Genomic DNA, 18,079 nt, shown 5'->3' with positions numbered 1-18,079 from the left:
CGGGCCGTCACCAGGACCCGGCCGGATACCCCTTCCGGGCTTGCTAAACGGGACTCATATTGGTAGGCGGGCCTATTCCACGGCGCGAACTGAGTTCGTGCCGCGTTCGCTATTGACCGGAGTTCATAGGTTCCCATGCAGATCATCGTTCGCGACAACAATGTCGACCAGGCCCTTCGCGCGCTCAAGAAGAAGCTGCAGCGCGAGGGCGTGTATCGCGAGATGAAGCTGCGTCGTCACTATGAGAAGCCGTCGGAAAAGCGTGCACGCGAGCGTGCGGCAGCGGTGCGTCGCGCGCGCAAGCTGGAGCGCAAGCGCGCGGAGCGTGACGGCGCGCGGTAATCGGTTGCCGGCCGAGCGGGCCTTTCCGCTCGGTCGTTTTCGGATACGCCTATGATTCGGCGGGGTCCGGCGCCTGCGGGCGGACGGACCCCGCGACCGGGAAGTTGCTGATATGTCCAGTGTTACCGCCGTTCCGTTGCAGCCGGTCAAGCGCAGCTACATCGTGTATCTGTGCATCGGGATCGCGCTCGCGTTGATCGCGGCGGTGGCGCTGGCGGTGCAGGGCGACGATTTCCTCACCCGCAATGCCCGTGCGCGCGGCGTGGTGACGACGGCGTCCGGTCTCCAGTATAAGGTGCTGACCCCCGGCAAGCCCGGCGCGGCCAAGCCGACCGACGCCGATGTCGCGCTCATCAACTATGAGGGCAAGCTGCTCGACGGCACGACCTTCGACAAGTCGCAGCAGCCGACGCCGATGGCCCGTCGCCGCGGTGGTGCCCGGCTTCTCCGAGGCGCTGAAGCTGATGCCCAAGGGGGCGAAGTACCGCGTCTGGATCAAGCCGTCGCTGGGCTATGGGGAGCGCCAGACCGGGCCGATCCCGCCCAACTCGACCTTGGTGTTCGACATCGACCTGCTCGACTTCCTGCCCGAGGCGCAGGTCCGCCAGATGCAGATGATGCAGCAGATGCAGCAGCAGGGCGGGATGCCCGGCGGCGCGATGCCGGGAGCACCCGGCGGTCGCTGATCCGGGGCGAACCGTGACGGTGATGATGAGACGGGCGGCCTGCGGGTCGCCCGTTCTCGTTTGGGGTGTCAGTAGGTCGTACTGACCGCTCTGGAGCCGAACTGGGTACGGTGGACCGCGCAGGCCGTTCACGGCGTATGACGGTAGAGGTGGAGGGAAGCGATTCGGCCGCCCGCCCCTTAGCGCGTGTCGAGCACCCAGCGTTCACCGTCTTCCAGCCCGATCGCGGTCAGCACGCCCGACTGATAGGCGCCGGTGTCGATGCCGATCCGGTGCGCGCGCATCTCCGGCGCCTCGGTGACAGTGTGGCCGTGGACGATCATCTTCTCCAGCGGCCTGGAATGGTCCAGGAACGGGTCGCGTATCCAGCGCAGGTCGGCGGGCCGCTGTTCCTCCAGCGCCACCTCCGGTCGGACGCCGGCATGGACGAACAGATAGTCGCCGATCGCGATCATATCCTCGAAACCATCGACAAAGTCGCGATGCGCGGCCGGGACCAGTCGCTGCATGGCCGCGAGCAGCTCGGCATAGTCGAGGCGGTTATACTCCTCCTCGCTCATGCCATAGCTCTCGATCGTCTCACGTCCGCCGATCCGGCAGAACAGGCGCAAGGCCTTGTCGTCGCCGTCCAGCGCCTTGAGGAAAATCTCCTCGTGATTGCCCTTGAGGATGCGGAGCCGCATGTCCGGCTGGTCGAACTGGCGCAGTCGCTCCAGCACGGCCGCCGACTCGGGGCCGCGATCGACCAGGTCGCCCAGGAAGATCAGCGTGGTGTTGGCCGGCGCGCGGGTCGCCCGGTCGGCGGCGATCGCCGCCAGGAGCGTGTCGACCAGCGACAGGCAGCCATGGACGTCGCCGATGGCATAGACCCGCTCGCCCGGCGGCAGGGCGAAGGACGGGGTGGTGGATCGACGCGCGTTGAGGAACTTGCGGAACATGCTCGGCTTGCCGTGGAAAGGCGGGGCTATAGGCGCTTGTACGTCAAGCGGCAATCACGCCGCCACGTCTGCGGCGATTCGCGCCGCCGCCCGGCCGTCGCCGTACGGACTGTGCGCGCGGGCCATCGCGGCATAGGCGGCCGGATCGTCGAGAAGGCGCGCGACCTCCGTCACGATCCGGTCGGGGTCGGTGCCGACCAGCCGGGCGGTACCGGCCGCTACGCCTTCCGGGCGTTCGGTGGTGTCGCGCAGGACCAGCACCGGCTTGCCGAGCGCGGGGGCTTCCTCCTGCACACCGCCCGAATCGGTCAGCACGAGGGTGCAGGCCTGCATCGCCCGGACGAAACAGGGATAATCCAGCGCCGGTACGGTGACGATCGCCGGATGTCCTGCGAGGATCGGGCCGATCGTATCGCGGATGGCGGGATTCGCATGGAGCGGCAGCAGCACGCTCACATCGCCGCGCGCGACGATCCGCAGCAACGCCAGCGCGACGCGGACCAGGCCACCGTCCCAATTTTCCCGCCGGTGCATGGTCACCAGGATCATCTGCCGGCCCGCCATCCGCGTCAGCACCGGGTCCAGGTCACCGACCAGGCCGGGCTCCGTCGCCAGCCGCTCCGCCATCCAATGCAGCGCATCGATGACGGTATTCCCGGTGACGCGGATGGTGACGGGATCGACGCCGTTGCGCACCAGCGCTTCCGCGGCGGACTGGGTCGGGGCCCAATGCCGGTCGGCCAATTGCGCGATGATGCGGCGATGGCCTTCCTCGGGCCAGGGCTGGTGAAGGTCGCCCGATCGCAGCCCGGCCTCGACATGGCCGATGGGGATGCGACGGTGATGCGCGGCGAGCGCGGTTGCCATCGCGGTGCTGGTGTCACCCTGCACGATCACCCGGTCGGGTGCGAGCTCGTCCAATACGTGGCCGACCGATTCGATCAGCCGCGTCGTCAGCCGGTCGAGCGACTGGCCGGGCGCGCCGACCGACAGGCGGATGTCCGGCACCAGCCCGACGAGGGAAAGGATATGGTCCAGCATCGCGCCATGCTGTCCCGTCACGCAGCATCGCGACGCGACGCCCGGCACGTTCGCCAGAGCGTGAGCGACCGGGAACAGCTTGATCGCCTCGGGCCGGGTGCCCAGCACCAGCAATGGCCTCCGCAGGGCCATCACATCCATTCCGGAGTATTTGATAACATGGATCAACAATATGGCTTGTTTGCAGCGGAAGCGAGGGGCGGATAGAGGCGGCGGTATAATCCTGGCTCATGGCGGGACGCATCGGTTCGACCGGCCTTATCCTGCCCATCCCGTTCTGGAGACGTGAAGTGACGATCAAGCGCGTACGAAAGGCGGTTTTCCCGGTCGCCGGCCTGGGCACCCGCTTCCTGCCCGCCACCAAGGCGATGCCCAAGGAGATGCTGACCGTCGTCGACAAGCCGCTGATCCAATATGCGGTCGAGGAAGCGCTGGAGGCGGGGATCGAGCAGATCATCTTCGTGACCGGCCGTGGCAAGGGCGCGCTGGAGGATCATTTCGACGTTTCCTACGAACTGGAAGCGACGATGAAGGCCCGCGGCAAGTCGATGGCGCTAATCGAGGGCATTCGGCAGCGGCCGGGCAGCCCCGTCTATGTCCGCCAGCAGGAGCCGCTGGGCCTGGGCCATGCGGTGTGGTGCGCGCGCGAGATCGTCGGCGACGAACCCTTCGCGGTGCTGCTGCCCGACGAACTGATGGTCGGCGGCTTCCTGAAGCAGATGGTCGGCGCTTATGAGCAGGTCGGCGGCAATGTCATCGGCGCGCTGGAGGTGCCCGACAGCGAGACCGACAAATACGGCATCATCTCGCCCGGCAAGACCGACGGCCGGCTGACCAAGGTCGTCGCCCTGGTCGAGAAGCCCAAGGGCAAGGCCCCGTCCAACCTGATGATCCCGGGCCGCTACATCCTCCAGCCCGAGGTGATGCAGATCCTCGACGCGCAGGAGCCGGGCGCGGGGGGCGAGATCCAGCTGACCGACGCCATGGCCAAGCTGATCGGCCGCCAGCCCTTCCACGGCTTCACCTTCGACGGCACCCGCTATGACTGCGGCGACAAGACGGGCTATGCGCAGGCCAATCTAGCGCTGGCGCTGGCGCGGCCGGAGATCGGCCCGGCGCTGCGCGATTTCGCCCGCACGCTGCTGGGATGAGTCGCGTCCTGGTCACCGGCGCGGCCGGCTTCATCGGCTATCACGTCGCCGATCGGCTGGCGGCGCGCGGCGACCGGGTGATCGGGATCGATGATTTCAACGCCTATTACGACCCGCGCCTGAAACGGGCGCGGGTCGCCGACCTCGCCGCCCGGCATGGCGATCGGGTCACGATGCTGCCGGTCGACTTCGCCGACGACCGGGCGCTGGACGCGGCGCTGGCCGGGCAGGCGTTCGACCGGATCGTGCATCTCGGCGCGCAGCCGGGCGTACGCTATTCGATCGACCATCCCATGGCCTATGCCCGCGCCAATCTGGTCGGGCATCTGGCCATGCTGGAACTGGGGCGGCAGCGCGGCGTCCGGCATCTGGTCTATGCCTCCTCCTCCTCGGTTTATGGCGGCAATACCAGCCTGCCCTTCCGGGTCGGCGACGCGGTCGACCATCCCGTCTCGCTCTATGCCGCGACCAAGAAGGCGGACGAGCTGATGACGGAGAGCTATGCGCATCTCTACCGGCTGCCGGCGACGGGATTGCGCTTCTTCACCGTCTATGGCCCTTGGGGACGGCCGGACATGGCGGTGTGGCTGTTCACCCAGGCGATCCTGGCCGGCCGACCGATCCGGGTCTTCAACGACGGACGGATGCAGCGCGACTTCACCTATATCGACGATATCGTCGCCGGTGTGGTGGCGGCGCTTGACCGTCCGCCCGCCGATGATGGCGTGGCCAAGCCGGGCGGTTCGATCGCGCCCCACGCGCTCTACAATCTGGGTAACCACCGGGCGGAGCCGCTCAGCCGGCTGATCGACCTGGTCGAGGCGGCGTGCGGCGTGCCCGCTATCCGCGACCTCCAGCCGATGCAGCCGGGGGATGTTCCCGCCACCTATGCCGACATCACGGATGCCGCCCGCGACCTGGATTTCGCGCCGGCGACGGGTATCGATGTCGGCGTACCGAAGTTCGTGCGCTGGTACCGGGATTATGCCGGCGTCTGAACACCGCCACAGGTCGTACAACCGGGATCCTTGGGCAGGCGGACCGAGCGAAAGCGCAGGCTGAGCAGGTCGGCGAGCAGGATGCTGCCCGCCGGATCGTCACCGAAGGGCACGATGGCGCGAATCACCTCCAGCGCGGCCAGGCTGCCGATCACGCCGGTCACCGGTCCCAGGATGCCGGCATCGGCGCAGGAGCGACCCGGCCGTTCCGGTGAGTCGCCGACGAAGCAACGATAGCAGGGGCGCTCCGCTTCCCAGCCGCGATAGGTGGCGAGTTGCCCCTCGAACTGGTCGACCGCGGCGGAGACCAGCGGGATGCGCGCCGCGTGGCAGGCATCCGCGACCAGCAGCCGGGTGGCGAAATTGTCGCAGCCGTCCAGCACCACGTCCGCCCCGGCGATCGCCGCCGCGACGTTGGTCATATCGAGGCGCAGGCGACGCGGCAGCACGTCGACATGCGGATTGATCGCGCGCGCGCGCGCCGCGCCGACCGCCGCCTTGGCATAGCCGCGATCGTCGGTGGCGAAGATGGTCTGGCGCTGGAGATTGGACAGGTCGACGATGTCGTCGTCGATCGCGACGATCCGACCGATGCCCGCCGCAGCGAGATATTGCAGGGCAGGGGAGCCGATGCCACCCACTCCGACCAGCGCCACAGTGGCATGACGGAGTGTCATTTGTCCGCTGCCGCCGATCGCATGCAGCACGATGTGGCGGGCGTAGCGTTGCAGTTCCATGTCGGACAACATGGTCCGGCTATACGCCTCTCAGGCCGGGTCGCAAATGCCGGCGGATGCCTGTCGCACGATGGACGACAGGCAAAAAAATAGCGGCCCGAAGACCGCTATTTTCCGAAACTGTAGCCTAGGCTCAGTTGCTGTCCGAGTTGTCGTCGCTGTCGGCAACGATCACGATGCCCGCGACAACAGCCGCCGCTGCCAGAACGGCAACGATCACGCCGCCACCGGCCAGCTCGTTCTTCTTGCCCGAAACCGAAGCGGCGCGAGCCGACTTGGCCACCGACAGGCTCGCTGCCGGGTTCGCCGGAGCGGCAACGGCCGGAGCAACCGCCATCGTGGCGGCCGCGGCGGCCATGAGATACTTCCCAAGACGCATGTTGAACTCCCTTTGTGTTCGTCAGACGCCCTGCCACATTATGTGTGGAAGAACAACCGACAAGCTTCCTCGACCACGAGAACTTCCGCGACCGATGCGGCATTGCAACAGGGTCACAGTCCGCCATTGCCCTCTAGACCAGCAAGCCTGTCGAGTGGAAGATGGGATTTGCGGGTAAATGTCGGCTCGCCTTTGTTCCGAGGCGATCCGCCCCGCGTCACCAGCGATAAATGGGGGTCAGCGTGTACCAACCGGGTGACGGAGGTGTCGGTGCGCCGGCCGAACGACGCGTGGCCGACAGCAGCAGGCCCACCGTATATTGTTCGACAGATGGGCAGTCGATCGCCTGGGGAGTGATCTGGCGGACCGTGCCCCCTGGCCCCACCAGGATGGCGACCGGCACGGCCAACATCCGGGTAGTGGCCGGCGTACGCGTGCAATGTCCATCGCGGACCTGTGCCCGGACATAGGAAACTGCCTCGACCGGCATGGTGATCTCCGCCGGGAAAGTGGGGAGCGTGGCCCAGTCCTGCGGTAGTGCGGCCGGCGATCCCGTCGCCAGCGCCTGCGCCAGGAGCAGGGCGGTCAGCATCGCAACCCGGTCGAGCCGAAGCCGCCATCGCCGCGCGCCGTCTCGTCCAGCGTGTCGCTTTCGACCAGCGTCGCGCGTTGGACGATGGCGGGCACCAGTTGCGCGATCCGGTCGCCGATCGCGATCGGGAAAGGCGTGTCGCCCAGATTGGCGAGGATCACCCTCACCTCGCCGCGATAATCCGAATCAATCGTCCCCGGCGTGTTGAGGCAGGTGATGCCATGTTTGAGCGCCAGGCCTGAGCGCGGGCGGACCTGCACCTCATAGCCCTCGGGAATGGCGAGCGCGAAGCCGGTGGCGACGGCGTGGCGAGCGCCCGGCGCGAGCAGCAGCGATTCGGCCGCGACCACGTCCATGCCCGCCGCCCCGGCGGTGGCATAGGCGGGCAGCGGCAAGCCGGCGCCATGGGGCAGGCGGCGGATGGCGATCGGCAAGGGGGCGGAGGGGACGGCAGGGGCGGTCATGATCCCTCCCTTAGCCGCTCGGCGATACGGAATGCGAGTCGACGGGCGACCTCCGCCTTGCCGGCGCGGGGCCAATCCTCGACCCCGGCGGGGGTCACGAGATGCACCGCATTCGAATCGCCGCCCATCACGTCGCCGGACACGTCATTGGCGACGATCCAGTCGCAGCCCTTGCGCGCCAGTTTGGCGCGGGCGTGGTCGACGACCGATTCGGTCTCCGCGGCGAAGCCGACGACCAGCGCCGGGCGGTTCGGGGCGCGGGAGAGCGTGGCCAGGATGTCGGGATTCTCCCGCAGTTCCAGCGCGGGGGGTGTCGCGCCCTTCTTCACCTTCTGCACGGCCGGCGCGACATGCCAGTCGGCGACCGCCGCGACCATCACCGCCGCATCGGCCGGCAGCGCCGCCGCGACCGAATCGGCCATCTGGCGCGCGGTCTCGACATCGTGCCGGTCGACGCCGGGCGGCGTCGGCAGCGTCACCGGCCCGGCGACCAATGTCACCCGCGCGCCCAGTTCGGCCAGCGCACCGGCGATGGCGAAGCCCTGTTTGCCCGAGGATCGGTTGGCGAGGTAGCGGACCGGATCGATCGGCTCATGCGTGGGACCGGCGGTGACCAAGACATGGCGACCGGCAAGCGGCCGGTCCCCGGACGGGGGCGGACGCAGGGCCGCCTCGATCGCCGTCAGGATCGCCACCGGCTCGGGCAGGCGGCCGGGGCCATATTCGCCGCACGCCATGTCGCCCGAATCGGGTTCCAGCACGGTCACGCCATCGTCGCGCAACCGGGCGACGTTGCGCTGCGTGGCGGGGTGCAGCCACATCCGCACGTTCATCGCGGGCACCGCCAGCACCGGGGCGTCGGTGGCGAGCAACAGGGTCGTCGCCAGATCGTTCGCCTGCCCCGCGGCCATGCGCGCCATCAGGTCGGCGGTGGCGGGCGCGACGACGATCAGGTCGGCCTCGCGGCTGAGCTGGATATGGCCCATCTCCGCCTCGTCCTTCAGGTCCCACAGGCTGGTATAGACCTGGTCGCCCGACAGGGCGGCGAGAGTCATCGGCGTGACGAAATGGCTGCCCCCCTCGGTCAGCACGCAGCGGACGGCATGGCCGGCGCGACGCAGCAGGCGGATCAGCTCGCACGCCTTATAGGCGGCGATGCCACCGCCGACGATCAGCAGGACGCGTGTCATCGAACCACCCTTTTCACCGTGATGCGCCGTCCGTCCAGTGCCGCCAGCACCAGGTCGCGCAGACCGTCGACCGCGAAGATCAGGCCGGCGAGCGCCAGCGGCGCGGCGATCGCCGCCGCCTCGACCTGCCCGATCCGCGCGGTCAGGGCCAGCATGGCCGCATAGAGGATCAGGATCGCCGCCACACGCTCGGCCAGCGGATCGACCAGCGCCGTCCAGCCGATCATGGCGAGCAGCATCAGCAGCGCCGCCGGTCCGCCCGGCAGGCCGGTCGCCGCCGTCGCCTGCGCCAAGGCCCGGACCGCATAGGCCGGGCCGAGATGGCTCCAGCCGCCCGTGGCCGCCAGGTCCGAGTCGCGCAGCAATCGCGCCACCGCCTGCGCGTGGACGCCGAGCACCACCATGAACAGCCCCAGCGCCAACGCCCAGCCGATCGCCTCGCGCCGGTCGCCGTCGCGCCACGCCAGCACCGCCATCAGCAGCAAGGCGGGCGCGGCCGTCTCGCAGAGCAAGGCGGCGGCGAGGGCCAGGGCGCTGGCCTCGACCCAGCGGCCGGGTCGACGGACCAGCAGGGCCAGGGCCAGGAGCAGGCCCGCCCACATCTCCGGCAGCAGCGCCAGCGCCATCGGGCCGGCGGGGGCCAGGCCGGCGATCAGCATCGCGACCAGCAGCAGCGCCGCGACCCGGCGCCGACCCAGCCAGGGGTGCAGCCGTACCCAGGCGGCCACACCCACCGCTCCGGGCCAACAGCGCCAGCATCGCCGCGAACAGGGGCGATGGTACGGCGGCGGCGACGATCGGCAGCGTCGGCAGCGCGAAACGGGTGAAGGGGCGGAGCGGCAGGCCGGCGTCGCGCCGCGCATCGGCGGCGACCGGATAATAGGCCCCGCCATGGCGGATATTCTCGACGATGGTGGAGGCCAGCGCGACGTCGCCGCCATCGCCGGGCTGGGGCGGTTCCATCCCCGGCCGGCCGAGCAGCAACAGCGCCGCCAGGGCGAGCAGCGCCAGCAGGATCTGCGCATGTCGCTGCGCCAGACCCGCATAACGGGTCGGTCCCGACAGGAGCAGCGGAGGAGCCGCGCGCCGCATCGCCGTCCTAGTGCAGCACCGCCAGCGTCGCGGCGACCCCGGCCGCCGCCGCCAGTGCGGCGGTGATGGCATAGCGCCAGCCACCGCCGATCCGCACCACCTCGATCTCGCGCAGGGGCGGCGCGGGGGGCTCGCCGCCGGGCGCGGGGAATCGCGCCTCGATCCGCCGTACCAGCTCGGGCACGCCGGCCAGCGTGCGCAGGTCGAGGATCAGCCGGTCGGCGATCGCCGCCTCCGGCCCCAATTCGGTGCGGATCCATTCGCGCACGAAGGGCGCGGCCGATTCCCACAGGTTGATGTCGGGGTCGAGGCTGGTCGCCACGCCCTCCACCATCACCATCGTCTTCTGAAGCAGCAGCAGGTGCGGCTGGGTCACCATGTCGAAATCGCGGGTGATCGAGAACAGGCCGTCGAGCATCATGCCGATCGACATGTCCTTGACCGGCAGGCCGCGCATCGGCTCGCCCACCGCGCGCAGCGCCGTGGCGAATTCTGCGACATTGTGATGCGCCGGGACATAGCCCGCCTCGAAATGGATTTCCGCGACGCGCTTATAATTGCCGGTGATCAGCCCGTAGAGGATCTCCGCCAGCCAGACGCGCGCGCGCCGGTCGATCCGGCCCATGATGCCGAAATCGATCGCGGCGATCTTGTTGCCGGGCAGGGCGAACAGATTGCCCTGGTGCATGTCGGCATGGAAGAATCCTTCCGCGATCGCCTGGCGCAGGAAGGCGCGGACCAGCGTCTCGGCCAGCCGGGGCAGGTCGTAGCCGGCGGCGACCAGCGCCGCCCGGTCGGACAGCTTGATGCCGTCGATCCATTCGACCGTCAGCACCTTGGCGGTGGAGCGCTGCCAGTCGATGGCGGGGACGACGAAGTCCGGCTCCGCCGTCATCGCCTCGGCCAGTTCGGAGGCGGAGGCCGCCTCGCGCCGGAAATTGAGCTCGCGCAACGTCCAGCGGCGGAAATTCTCGATCGTCAGGCGCGGCCGCAGCCGGCGCGCCTCGACGCTCAGACTTTCGATCTGCGCCGCCGCCCATTGATAGGTGTCGATGGCGCGGGCGAAATCCTCCTCGACGCCGGGGCGCAGCACCTTGACCGCGACCTGCCGCCCGTCGGTGGTGACGGCGCGGTGGACCTGCGCGATCGAGGCGGCGCCGACCGGCGTCTGCTCGATCCGCGCGAACAGCGTGGCCGGGTCGCGGCCCAGGCCGGTCCGGATCGCGGCGTGGATCGTCTCATAGGGGACGGCGGGGAGCTGGTCCTGCAGCCGCAACAGGTCGTGCGCCGCATCCTCCCCGACCAGGTCGGGGCGGGTGGCGAGCGTCTGGCCCAATTTGATCGCGGCCGGGCCGATATCCTGGAACGCATCGGCATAGCGCGGCCGGGCGGGCAGGCGCGCGCCGAACCGCGCGATCCGCGCCAGCCGGCGGACGGGGGCGGGGGTGTTGGGGTCGCGCTCGATCCCGCGCAGCGCACCGTGCCGCGCGAGGATCCGGCCCCATTTCAGGACGCGCCAGCCATGGACGATCGAAGAGGTCACGAGGGCGTCAGATCTTCCAGCCGGAATGGATGGCGACCAGGCCGCCCATGATCGGCTCGACCCGCGTGTTCACGAAGCCCGCCTCGCCGATCATCGCCTCGAAACGCGGCATGGGCGGGAAGCGGCGGATCGATTCGACCAGATATTTATAGCTGTCGGCATCGCCCGCCAGCATCTGCCCCAGCTTGGGCACCAGGCGATGCGAATAGGCGTCGTAGATGTCGGCGAAGCCCGGCCACTCGACGGTCGAGAATTCCAGGCAGAAGAAGCGCCCGCCGCGTCGCAGCACCCGATGCGCCTCGCGCAGGGCCTTGGGGATGTCGGTCACGTTCCGGATGCCGAAGGCGATCGTATAGGCGTCAAAGAAACGGTCCGGGAAGGTCAGCACCTCGGCATTCGCCTCGGTCCAGACCAGCCCGTCGATGCCACGCTTCTGCGCGCGCGCCATGCCGACGTCCAGCATCGCCGGATTGATGTCGGCGACGGTGATCGACGCGCCGCTTTCCGCCAGGCGGAAGGCGATGTCGCCGGTGCCGCCCGCCATGTCGAGGATCTGCTCGCCGCGCCGCGGCTTCACCCGGCGGACGAAGCGATCCTTCCACAGGCGGTGCATGCCGCCCGACATGGCATCGTTCATCAGGTCGTAGTTTTTCGCGACGCTGGCGAACACGCCACCGACCCGGCGGGTCTTTTCCTCGGGAGCGACGTCTTCGTAGCCGAAGGAGACTGTATCGGTCATGCCACCGCCCTAGCGGGCGCTTGTGGCAGGGGCAAACGCTACCTAGCTGATCGGCGTGCCAGAACTTCCCGAAGTCGAGACCACCGTGCGTGGCCTCACCCCCGTTCTCGCCGGGCAGCGGCTGCGCCTGGTCGAGCCGCGCCGCGCCGACCTGCGCAAGGCGATTCCCCTCGACCTGCGCCAGCGGATGCAGGGGGCGGTGGTCACCACGCTCGGCCGCCGCGCCAAATATGGGCTGGTCGAGACCGATCGCGGCGACACCATGATCTTCCACCTGGGCATGTCGGGGCGATGGCGGGTCGATCCGGCCGAGTCGCTGGCGCACGACCATCTGCTGATCGAGACGGAGGCGGGGCGGCGGCTGGCGCTGAACGATCCCCGGCGATTCGGCTTTATCGACCTGCTGCCGACCGCCGAACTCGAGTCCTACCCGGCGTTCCTCGCCATGGGGCCGGAACCGCTGGGGCCGGACCTCACCGCCGACTATCTGTTGCAGGCGCTGGAGGGGCGGTCGGCGCCGATCAAGGCGATGCTGCTCGACCAGCGGATCGTCGCGGGACTCGGCAACATCTATGTGTGCGAGGCGCTGCACATGGCGCGAATCGCCCCGTCGCGCGAGGCCGGGCGGATCGCGCTGCCGCGACTCGAGCGGCTGGTGACGGCGATCCGGGAGGTCCTCGAATCGGCGATCGCGGCGGGCGGATCGACGCTGCGCGACTTCGCCGCCCCGGACGGCGAGCTTGGCTATTTTTCCAAGCAGTTCCTGGTCTATGGCCGAGAGGACGAACCCTGTGCCTGTGGCGGGCCGGTGCGGCGGCGAACCGAATCGGGACGCTCGACCTTCTGGTGCCCGCGCTGCCAGCGCGGCTGACCCGATCGGGGGTGGTTCCGGTTGACCACCGGCCCCAAAATCGGTAAGGCCGCGACCAATCCGAGCGTGGAGTCGTCTCCGCGCTCCTTTCCCGTTTATAAGTCGAGGACGTTCAAGAATGGCGAACACGCCGCAAGCCAAGAAGCGCATCCGTCGCAACGAGCGCCGCGCCGAGATCAACGGCGCTCGCGTCAGCCGTATCCGCACCTTCGTGAAGAAGGTCGAGGCGGCGCTCGCATCGGGCGACAAGCCGGCGGCGACCGCGGCGCTGGCAGCGGCGCAACCCGAGCTGGCGCGCGGCGTGGCCAAGGGCGTGCTTCACAAGAACACCGCCAGCCGCAAGTTCTCGCGCCTGACCAAGGCGGTCGCGACGCTCGCCTGAACCCAGCAAAGGGTTAACGAATTGGCCCGTCGGAGCATGGCTCCGGCGGGTTTTTTCGTGCGCGTCTGGAACAAAAACGCACCGCTTTCAAACCCAAGGATTCCCCACGATTCGAGTGTCCAGTGATTCGGCTGTGGCAGAAAAATCCGTGCAGATTCAATGGCTTAGAAGATTTTCGACGGGTTTCTGCGGCCGGTGGCCTGTCAATCCCGTATATTTCCCTTTCGTGACTTGATCGAACCCCCCGGTCCTTCATATCCCGTGACCACACCGACGATGACCTTCGTCGATTCTACATCACCAGCGAACTGGGGCTGGGCGATTCGTGATCGCCCAACGGGGGATGCTGACACTTTTTGACTCGAGGACCGGCAAGCACGGGTGCTTTGCCGATGGGAGAAATGTGCGTGACGAACAGGCAGTCCGGCATGGCGAGCGAACAGGCCCTGGCCTGGGCGCGGGTCCGTGCCTCGCTGCGCGAGTCGGCGGGCCCCCGCGTATTCGAGCAATGGCTGAAGCCGATCGAGCTGGTGCCCAGCGACGATGCCGAATCGATCCGGCTGGCCTTGCCATCCGCCTTCGTCACCAACTGGGTGCGGAGCCATTATGCCGACCGGCTGGCGATGGAGTTCCAGCGCGTCCTGCCCGACGTGCGGCTCGTGTCGATCGAGACCCGGCCGCGCACCACGCCGCCGGTGGTGGTGACGGCGCAGACGCCGCCGATCCCGCTGGCCGAGGTCGCCTCGCTGTGCGCGGCGGGTGACCGCGTCGCCAGCGGCGCGCGCCAGCTGGTCCCGACCCGTCGCCGCACCGTCGCCAGCACCCGCCCCGTCATGCCCCGGATCGCGACGCCTGCGGCTCCGGCACCCGCCGCCGTAGCTCCGACGCCCGTCGTCGCGGCTCCGGCGCCCGTCGCGGTCCCGCCGTCTCTCGCCGCGTCCGTGGCGAAGAAGCGCGCCACCGCGAAGCCGACTTCGCCCCTGGCCCCGGCCGCGATCCCGACCGCCATTCCGGCCGAGACCCAGCCGGTGCCCGCCCCGATGGCGCGGGACGAGACGCCGGTGACGCCGCGCCCGGTGTTCGGCGTGTCCATCCCCGCGCCCGAGCCGCTGATCGCGCCGCGCGCCGCCATGGATCGGCCGGCGCTGGACCCCCGCCTCACCTTCAACCGATTCGTCGTCGATTCGTCGAACATGGTGGCGTTCAACGCCGCCTGTGCGCTCGCCGAGCCGGGCGTGCCGCGTTTCTCACCGCTGTTCCTCCATGGCGGCACAGGACAGGGCAAGACGCATCTGATGAACGCGATCGGCCATGCCTATCAGGCGGCGGTGCCGAGCGCGCAGGTGCTCTACATGTCGGCCGAGCGGTTCATGTTCGAATTCGTCTCGGCGCTGCGCGCGCGCGACACGCACGCGTTCAAGGCGCGGCTGCGGTCGGCGGACCTGCTGATGATCGACGATCTTCAGTTCATCGCCGGCAAGGGATCGACGCAGGAAGAATTCTTCCACACGATCAATGAGATCGTGCTGAACGGCAAGCGGCTGGTGATCTGCGCCGATCGGGCGCCACAGGCGCTGGACGCGATCGAGCCGCGAATCGTCAGCCGGCTGTCGGCCGGGCTGGTCGCCGATATCAAGGCGCCCAACCTGGCGCTGCGCCGCGCGATCCTGGACCGCAAAATGGCCGACCTGCCGGACGCGGTCGTGCCGGTCGAGGTGATCGAGCTGATCGCGGCGCGGATCAACACCAACATCCGCGAGCTGGAAGGCGCGCTGAACCGGGTGGTCGCCTATGCGCAGCTGACCGGTCAGCGGGTCGACATGGACTTCGCGGTGCAGACGCTGGGCGACACGCTGCGCGGGGCCGAGCGGCGGGTGACGATCGACGATATCCAGAAGCTGGTGACCCAGTTCTTCGACCTGAAGCCGCTCGACATGGTGTCGGCGCGGCGCAGCCGGTCGGTGGCGCGGCCGCGCCAGATCGCCATGTATCTCGCCAAGCGCCTGACCACCCGCTCGCTGCCCGAGATCGGCCGCAAGTTCGGCGGGCGCGACCATTCGACCGTGATCCATGCGGTCCGCAAGATCGAGCAATTGCGCGATACCGATCGCGAGATCGATTCGGCGGTGCGGGTGCTGCTGCGCGAGCTGGAAGCCTGATCCCGGCCGCAGCAAAGCCATCCACGGGCGCGCGTGATGCTCTGGATCGCTTCGCTACGCTCGCAATGACGGCTTGAGTCGAGCCGATGTCATCCGCGTCCCGCTACTATAGCCGCCAGCCTACCACCGTGCTCCTGCGGACGCAGGAGCCCAGACTTGGTCGGCCGGGGCGCGCGGATGCGCCCCGTGGATTCTCAGACCTGTAGCCCGGTCGCCCGCTGGGCCTGCAACAGGGTCGGCGCGGCCAGCGCCCGGGCCCGCTCCGCACCGCGCTCCAGGATCGCGGCGACGGCGGTCCGGTCGTCCAGTAGGCGGGTCAGCCGGTCGCGAATCGGCGCGAGCTGGGCGATGGCGAGGTCGGCGAGCGCGGGCTTGAACGCGCCGAAGCCCTGGCCGGCATGGTCGGCCAGCACCGAATCGACGCTGGTCCCGGCCAGCGCCGCGAAGATCGTCACCAGGTTGCGCGCCTCGGGCCGCTCCGCCAGCCCGGCCGCTTCGCTGGGCAACGGCTCGGCATCGGTCTTCGCCTTGCGCAGCTTCTGCGCGATCACGTCGTCCGAATCGATCAGCGCGATCCGCGATGCCTCGGACGGGTCCGACTTGGACATCTTCGCGCTGCCGTCGCGCAGGCTCATGATCCGCGGCGCGGCGGGCGAGATATAGGGTTCGGGCAGGGTGAACAGCGCCACGTCGAAGTCGAGGTTGAACTTGGTGGCGATATCGCGCGCCAGCTCCAGATGCTGGCGCTGGTCGTCGCCGACCGGCACATGCGTCGCCTGGTAGAGCAGCACATCGGCGGCCTGGAGCACCGGATAGGTGAACAGGCCGACGCTCGCGCCCTCGCGATTCTTGCCCGCCTTGTCCTTCCACTGCGTCATCCGGTTGAGCCAGCCCATCCGTGCGGTGCCCTGGAGCAGCCAGCACAGCTCGGCATGGGCGGGGACGCGCGCCTGGTTGAACAGGATCGCCGTGTCGGGATCGACGCCGCAGGCGACCAGGGTCGCGGCCATCTCGATCGTGTTGGCGGCCAGTTCCTTCGGGTCGATCGCGACGGTCAGGGCGTGCAGGTCGGCGAGGAAGAACAGCGACTCCGCCTGGTGCTGCATCGCGACCCATTGCTTGATCGCGCCCAGATAGTTGCCGAGATGGAGGTTGCCGGTGGGCTGGATTCCGGAGACGACGCGCAATGTGATGTCCTTCAGGCGGGGCGGCGCACCAGTCGCTTGAGGTCCGCGACGCGGACCGCGCCGGTGAGCATGGTGGCGGCGGCATAGACGAGGAGGCCGGTCGCGACCAGCACGCTGAGCGCGGTCCAGCGGGCCAGGCTGGTGCCGGTGACATAGGGTTGGAACAGGTCGTTCAGGCACCACATCGCCGCGCCCATCAGCAGGGCGGCGACGAGCAGGCGCGGCGCGCGGCGGCGAAGCTGCGCGTCGGGCAGGAACTCGCCGCGCTGGCGCAACGTGCGATAGAGGAGGAAGACGTTGACGCTGCTGGCGATCGCGGTGGCCAGCGGCGGACCCATATGGCGCAGCGGCACGATGAAGGCGAGGTTGAGCAGCAGGTTCACCGCCATCGACATGGTCGCATAGCGCACCGGCGTGCGCGTGTCGGCGCGGGCATAATAGCCGGGCGTCAGCACCTTGACGAGGATGTAGGAGGGCAGGCCGATCGAGAAGGCGGCGAGCGCCTGCGCACAATAGAAGCTGTCCATCGCACCGAACTTGCCATGCTGGAACAGCGCCGCGACGATCGGCACGCCGCAGACGACCAGGGCGATGGTGGCGGGCAGGGTCAGGAACAGCGCCAGCTCCATGCCCCGGTTCTGAGTCGCCATCGCCTCCGCTTCGTCGCCGCGCCCCAATTGGCGCGAGATGGTCGGCAGCAGCACGGTGCCGAGCCCGATGCCGATCAGGCCGAGCGGCAACTGGTTCAGCCGGTCGGCATAATAGATGTAGCTGACCGAGCCGGCGGGCAGCAGTGTCGCGGCGAGCGCGGTGGAGACGACGAGGTTGATCTGCACCGCGCCGGCCCCGGCGGCGGCGGGCCAGATCAGCGCCATCAGCCGCTTCACGTCCGGATTCAGCGTCGGCCGCTTGATGCGCAGCCGCACCCCCGCCTGCCGGCAGGCCCACCACAGCCAGGCGAGCTGGAACGCGCCCGACACCGTCACCGCGATCGCCTGGTTGCGCGCGGTCAGCAGCGGGTCGGGGGTGTGGAACAGCAGCAGCGCCGCGATCAGCGTCAGGTTGAGCAGGATCGGCGCGGCGGCATTGACCCAGAACCGGTGCAGCGAATTGAGGATGCCGCCGAGCAGCGACACGATGCTGATCAGCAGCAGATAGGGAAAGGTCAGCCGGCACAGCATCACGACGAAGGCGAACCGCTCCGGCGTCGCGTCGCGGAAGCCGAGCGTCAGCAGCCAGGTGACCGGCCAGGCGAAGATCTCGACCAGGGCGGTCATGCCGATCAGCACCGGCAGCAGCACCGACAGCGAATCCTCGGCAAAGGCGACGCCGTCGGGCAGGCCGCGCCCCTTCGGATCGGCGACCTTGTGGTTGAACATCGGGATGAAGGCGGCGGAGAAGGCGCCTTCCGCAAACAGCGCGCGGAACAGATTGGGCAGCCGGAACGCGATCAGGAAGGCGTCGGAGGCGAAGCTGGCGCCGATGAAGCGCGCGAACAGCGTATCGCGGACGAGACCCAGGACGCGGCTGGCGAGCGTCAGCCCCCCGACCGAACCGAGCGCTTTGGTGAGGTTCACAGGGCGGGTGT

General features: G+C 68.9%; 18 protein-coding genes and 1 pseudogene. 7 read left to right on the top strand and 12 right to left on the bottom strand.

Annotated elements, in window-relative coordinates:
• Positions 1-135 precede the first annotated feature (135 nt).
• Entirely contained in the window at positions 136-342 is a 207-nt protein-coding gene (gene rpsU, locus QE452_RS13325) for a 30S ribosomal protein S21 (protein WP_007404630.1), read from the top strand.
• Positions 343-454: 112 nt separating this feature from the next.
• Positions 455-1,028 (top strand): annotated as a pseudogene (locus QE452_RS13320) (FKBP-type peptidyl-prolyl cis-trans isomerase).
• A 179-nt stretch (positions 1,029-1,207) separates the two neighbouring features.
• Here QE452_RS13320 and QE452_RS13315 read toward each other — a convergent pair.
• Positions 1,208-1,966 (bottom strand): metallophosphoesterase family protein, encoded by a 759-nt coding sequence (locus QE452_RS13315; RefSeq protein ID WP_309657421.1) that lies wholly within the window; start codon positions 1,964-1,966, stop codon positions 1,208-1,210.
• A gap of 54 nt (positions 1,967-2,020) precedes the next feature.
• Positions 2,021-3,139 (bottom strand): non-hydrolyzing UDP-N-acetylglucosamine 2-epimerase, encoded by a 1,119-nt coding sequence (gene wecB / locus QE452_RS13310; RefSeq protein WP_309657422.1) that lies wholly within the window; start codon positions 3,137-3,139, stop codon positions 2,021-2,023.
• Positions 3,140-3,297: 158 nt separating this feature from the next.
• On the opposite strand from wecB, the gene galU reads away from it, so the two are divergent.
• Together galU and QE452_RS13300 are read left to right on the top strand one after the other, a co-directional pair.
• Positions 3,298-4,158: a UTP--glucose-1-phosphate uridylyltransferase GalU gene (galU, locus tag QE452_RS13305; RefSeq protein ID WP_309657423.1), complete on the top strand. Its 861-nt coding sequence runs from the start codon at positions 3,298-3,300 to the stop codon at positions 4,156-4,158.
• A complete protein-coding gene (locus tag QE452_RS13300; RefSeq protein ID WP_309657424.1) occupies positions 4,155-5,156 on the top strand; it encodes an NAD-dependent epimerase/dehydratase family protein in 1,002 nt (333 codons plus the stop codon). Before galU ends, QE452_RS13300 begins: the two co-directional genes overlap by 4 nt.
• Here the strand turns inward: QE452_RS13300 and QE452_RS13295 are convergent.
• The 8 genes from QE452_RS13295 to QE452_RS13260 all read right to left on the bottom strand — a co-directional run bounded on the left by QE452_RS13295 (position 5,141) and on the right by QE452_RS13260 (position 11,892).
• On the bottom strand, positions 5,141-5,905 hold the full coding sequence (locus tag QE452_RS13295) for a molybdopterin-synthase adenylyltransferase MoeB (protein ID WP_309657425.1): 765 nt from the start codon (positions 5,903-5,905) through the stop codon (positions 5,141-5,143). The genes QE452_RS13300 and QE452_RS13295 overlap by 16 nt on opposite strands.
• A gap of 121 nt (positions 5,906-6,026) precedes the next feature.
• The gene (locus QE452_RS13290; RefSeq protein ID WP_125993342.1) at positions 6,027-6,251 is read right to left on the bottom strand and encodes a hypothetical protein; all 225 of its coding nucleotides are present in this window, start codon (positions 6,249-6,251) and stop codon (positions 6,027-6,029) included.
• 238 nt (positions 6,252-6,489) lie between these two features.
• Positions 6,490-6,864, bottom strand: a complete 375-nt coding sequence (locus QE452_RS13285; RefSeq protein ID WP_309657426.1) for a hypothetical protein — start codon at positions 6,862-6,864, stop codon at positions 6,490-6,492.
• Entirely contained in the window at positions 6,858-7,328 is a 471-nt protein-coding gene (gene dut, locus QE452_RS13280) for a dUTP diphosphatase (RefSeq protein WP_309657427.1), read from the bottom strand. The genes QE452_RS13285 and dut overlap by 7 nt, the downstream gene beginning before the upstream one ends.
• Positions 7,325-8,518, bottom strand: coding sequence for a bifunctional phosphopantothenoylcysteine decarboxylase/phosphopantothenate--cysteine ligase CoaBC (gene coaBC / locus QE452_RS13275; RefSeq protein ID WP_309657428.1), 1,194 nt, complete (start codon positions 8,516-8,518; stop codon positions 7,325-7,327). The genes dut and coaBC overlap by 4 nt, the downstream gene beginning before the upstream one ends.
• Complete coding sequence (locus QE452_RS13270; RefSeq protein ID WP_309730146.1) at positions 8,515-9,246, bottom strand: hypothetical protein; 732 nt, start codon at positions 9,244-9,246, stop codon at positions 8,515-8,517. Before QE452_RS13270 ends, coaBC begins: the two co-directional genes overlap by 4 nt.
• A gap of 371 nt (positions 9,247-9,617) precedes the next feature.
• Positions 9,618-11,153, bottom strand: a complete 1,536-nt coding sequence (gene ubiB / locus QE452_RS13265) for a 2-polyprenylphenol 6-hydroxylase (protein ID WP_125993337.1) — start codon at positions 11,151-11,153, stop codon at positions 9,618-9,620.
• Between the two features lie 7 nt (positions 11,154-11,160).
• The gene (locus tag QE452_RS13260) at positions 11,161-11,892 is read right to left on the bottom strand and encodes a class I SAM-dependent methyltransferase (protein ID WP_125993336.1); all 732 of its coding nucleotides are present in this window, start codon (positions 11,890-11,892) and stop codon (positions 11,161-11,163) included.
• Positions 11,893-11,947: 55 nt separating this feature from the next.
• Between QE452_RS13260 and mutM the strand changes: the two genes are divergently transcribed.
• The 3 genes from mutM to dnaA all read left to right on the top strand — a co-directional run bounded on the left by mutM (position 11,948) and on the right by dnaA (position 15,304).
• Positions 11,948-12,763 (top strand): bifunctional DNA-formamidopyrimidine glycosylase/DNA-(apurinic or apyrimidinic site) lyase, encoded by an 816-nt coding sequence (mutM, locus tag QE452_RS13255; protein WP_309657430.1) that lies wholly within the window; start codon positions 11,948-11,950, stop codon positions 12,761-12,763.
• A gap of 118 nt (positions 12,764-12,881) precedes the next feature.
• Entirely contained in the window at positions 12,882-13,145 is a 264-nt protein-coding gene (rpsT, locus tag QE452_RS13250) for a 30S ribosomal protein S20 (protein ID WP_125993334.1), read from the top strand.
• Positions 13,146-13,573: 428 nt separating this feature from the next.
• Entirely contained in the window at positions 13,574-15,304 is a 1,731-nt protein-coding gene (gene dnaA, locus QE452_RS13245) for a chromosomal replication initiator protein DnaA (RefSeq protein WP_309658111.1), read from the top strand.
• A 194-nt stretch (positions 15,305-15,498) separates the two neighbouring features.
• Here dnaA and trpS read toward each other — a convergent pair whose 3' ends face one another.
• Both trpS and murJ read right to left on the bottom strand, forming a co-directional pair.
• Positions 15,499-16,491 carry a tryptophan--tRNA ligase gene (gene trpS, locus QE452_RS13240; RefSeq protein WP_125993333.1) on the bottom strand — a complete coding sequence of 331 codons (993 nt, stop codon included), beginning with the start codon at positions 16,489-16,491 and terminating at the stop codon, positions 15,499-15,501.
• Between the two features lie 11 nt (positions 16,492-16,502).
• Positions 16,503-18,068, bottom strand: a complete 1,566-nt coding sequence (murJ, locus tag QE452_RS13235) for a murein biosynthesis integral membrane protein MurJ (protein ID WP_309657431.1) — start codon at positions 18,066-18,068, stop codon at positions 16,503-16,505.
• Between the last annotated feature and the right edge of the window lie 11 nt (positions 18,069-18,079).

The organism is Sphingomonas sp. SORGH_AS_0438, assembly GCF_031453475.1.
Classification (GTDB): domain Bacteria; phylum Pseudomonadota; class Alphaproteobacteria; order Sphingomonadales; family Sphingomonadaceae; genus Sphingomonas.
Note: the sequence above shows the minus strand (reverse complement) of the source record. Positions and strands in the feature narration are given on the sequence as shown.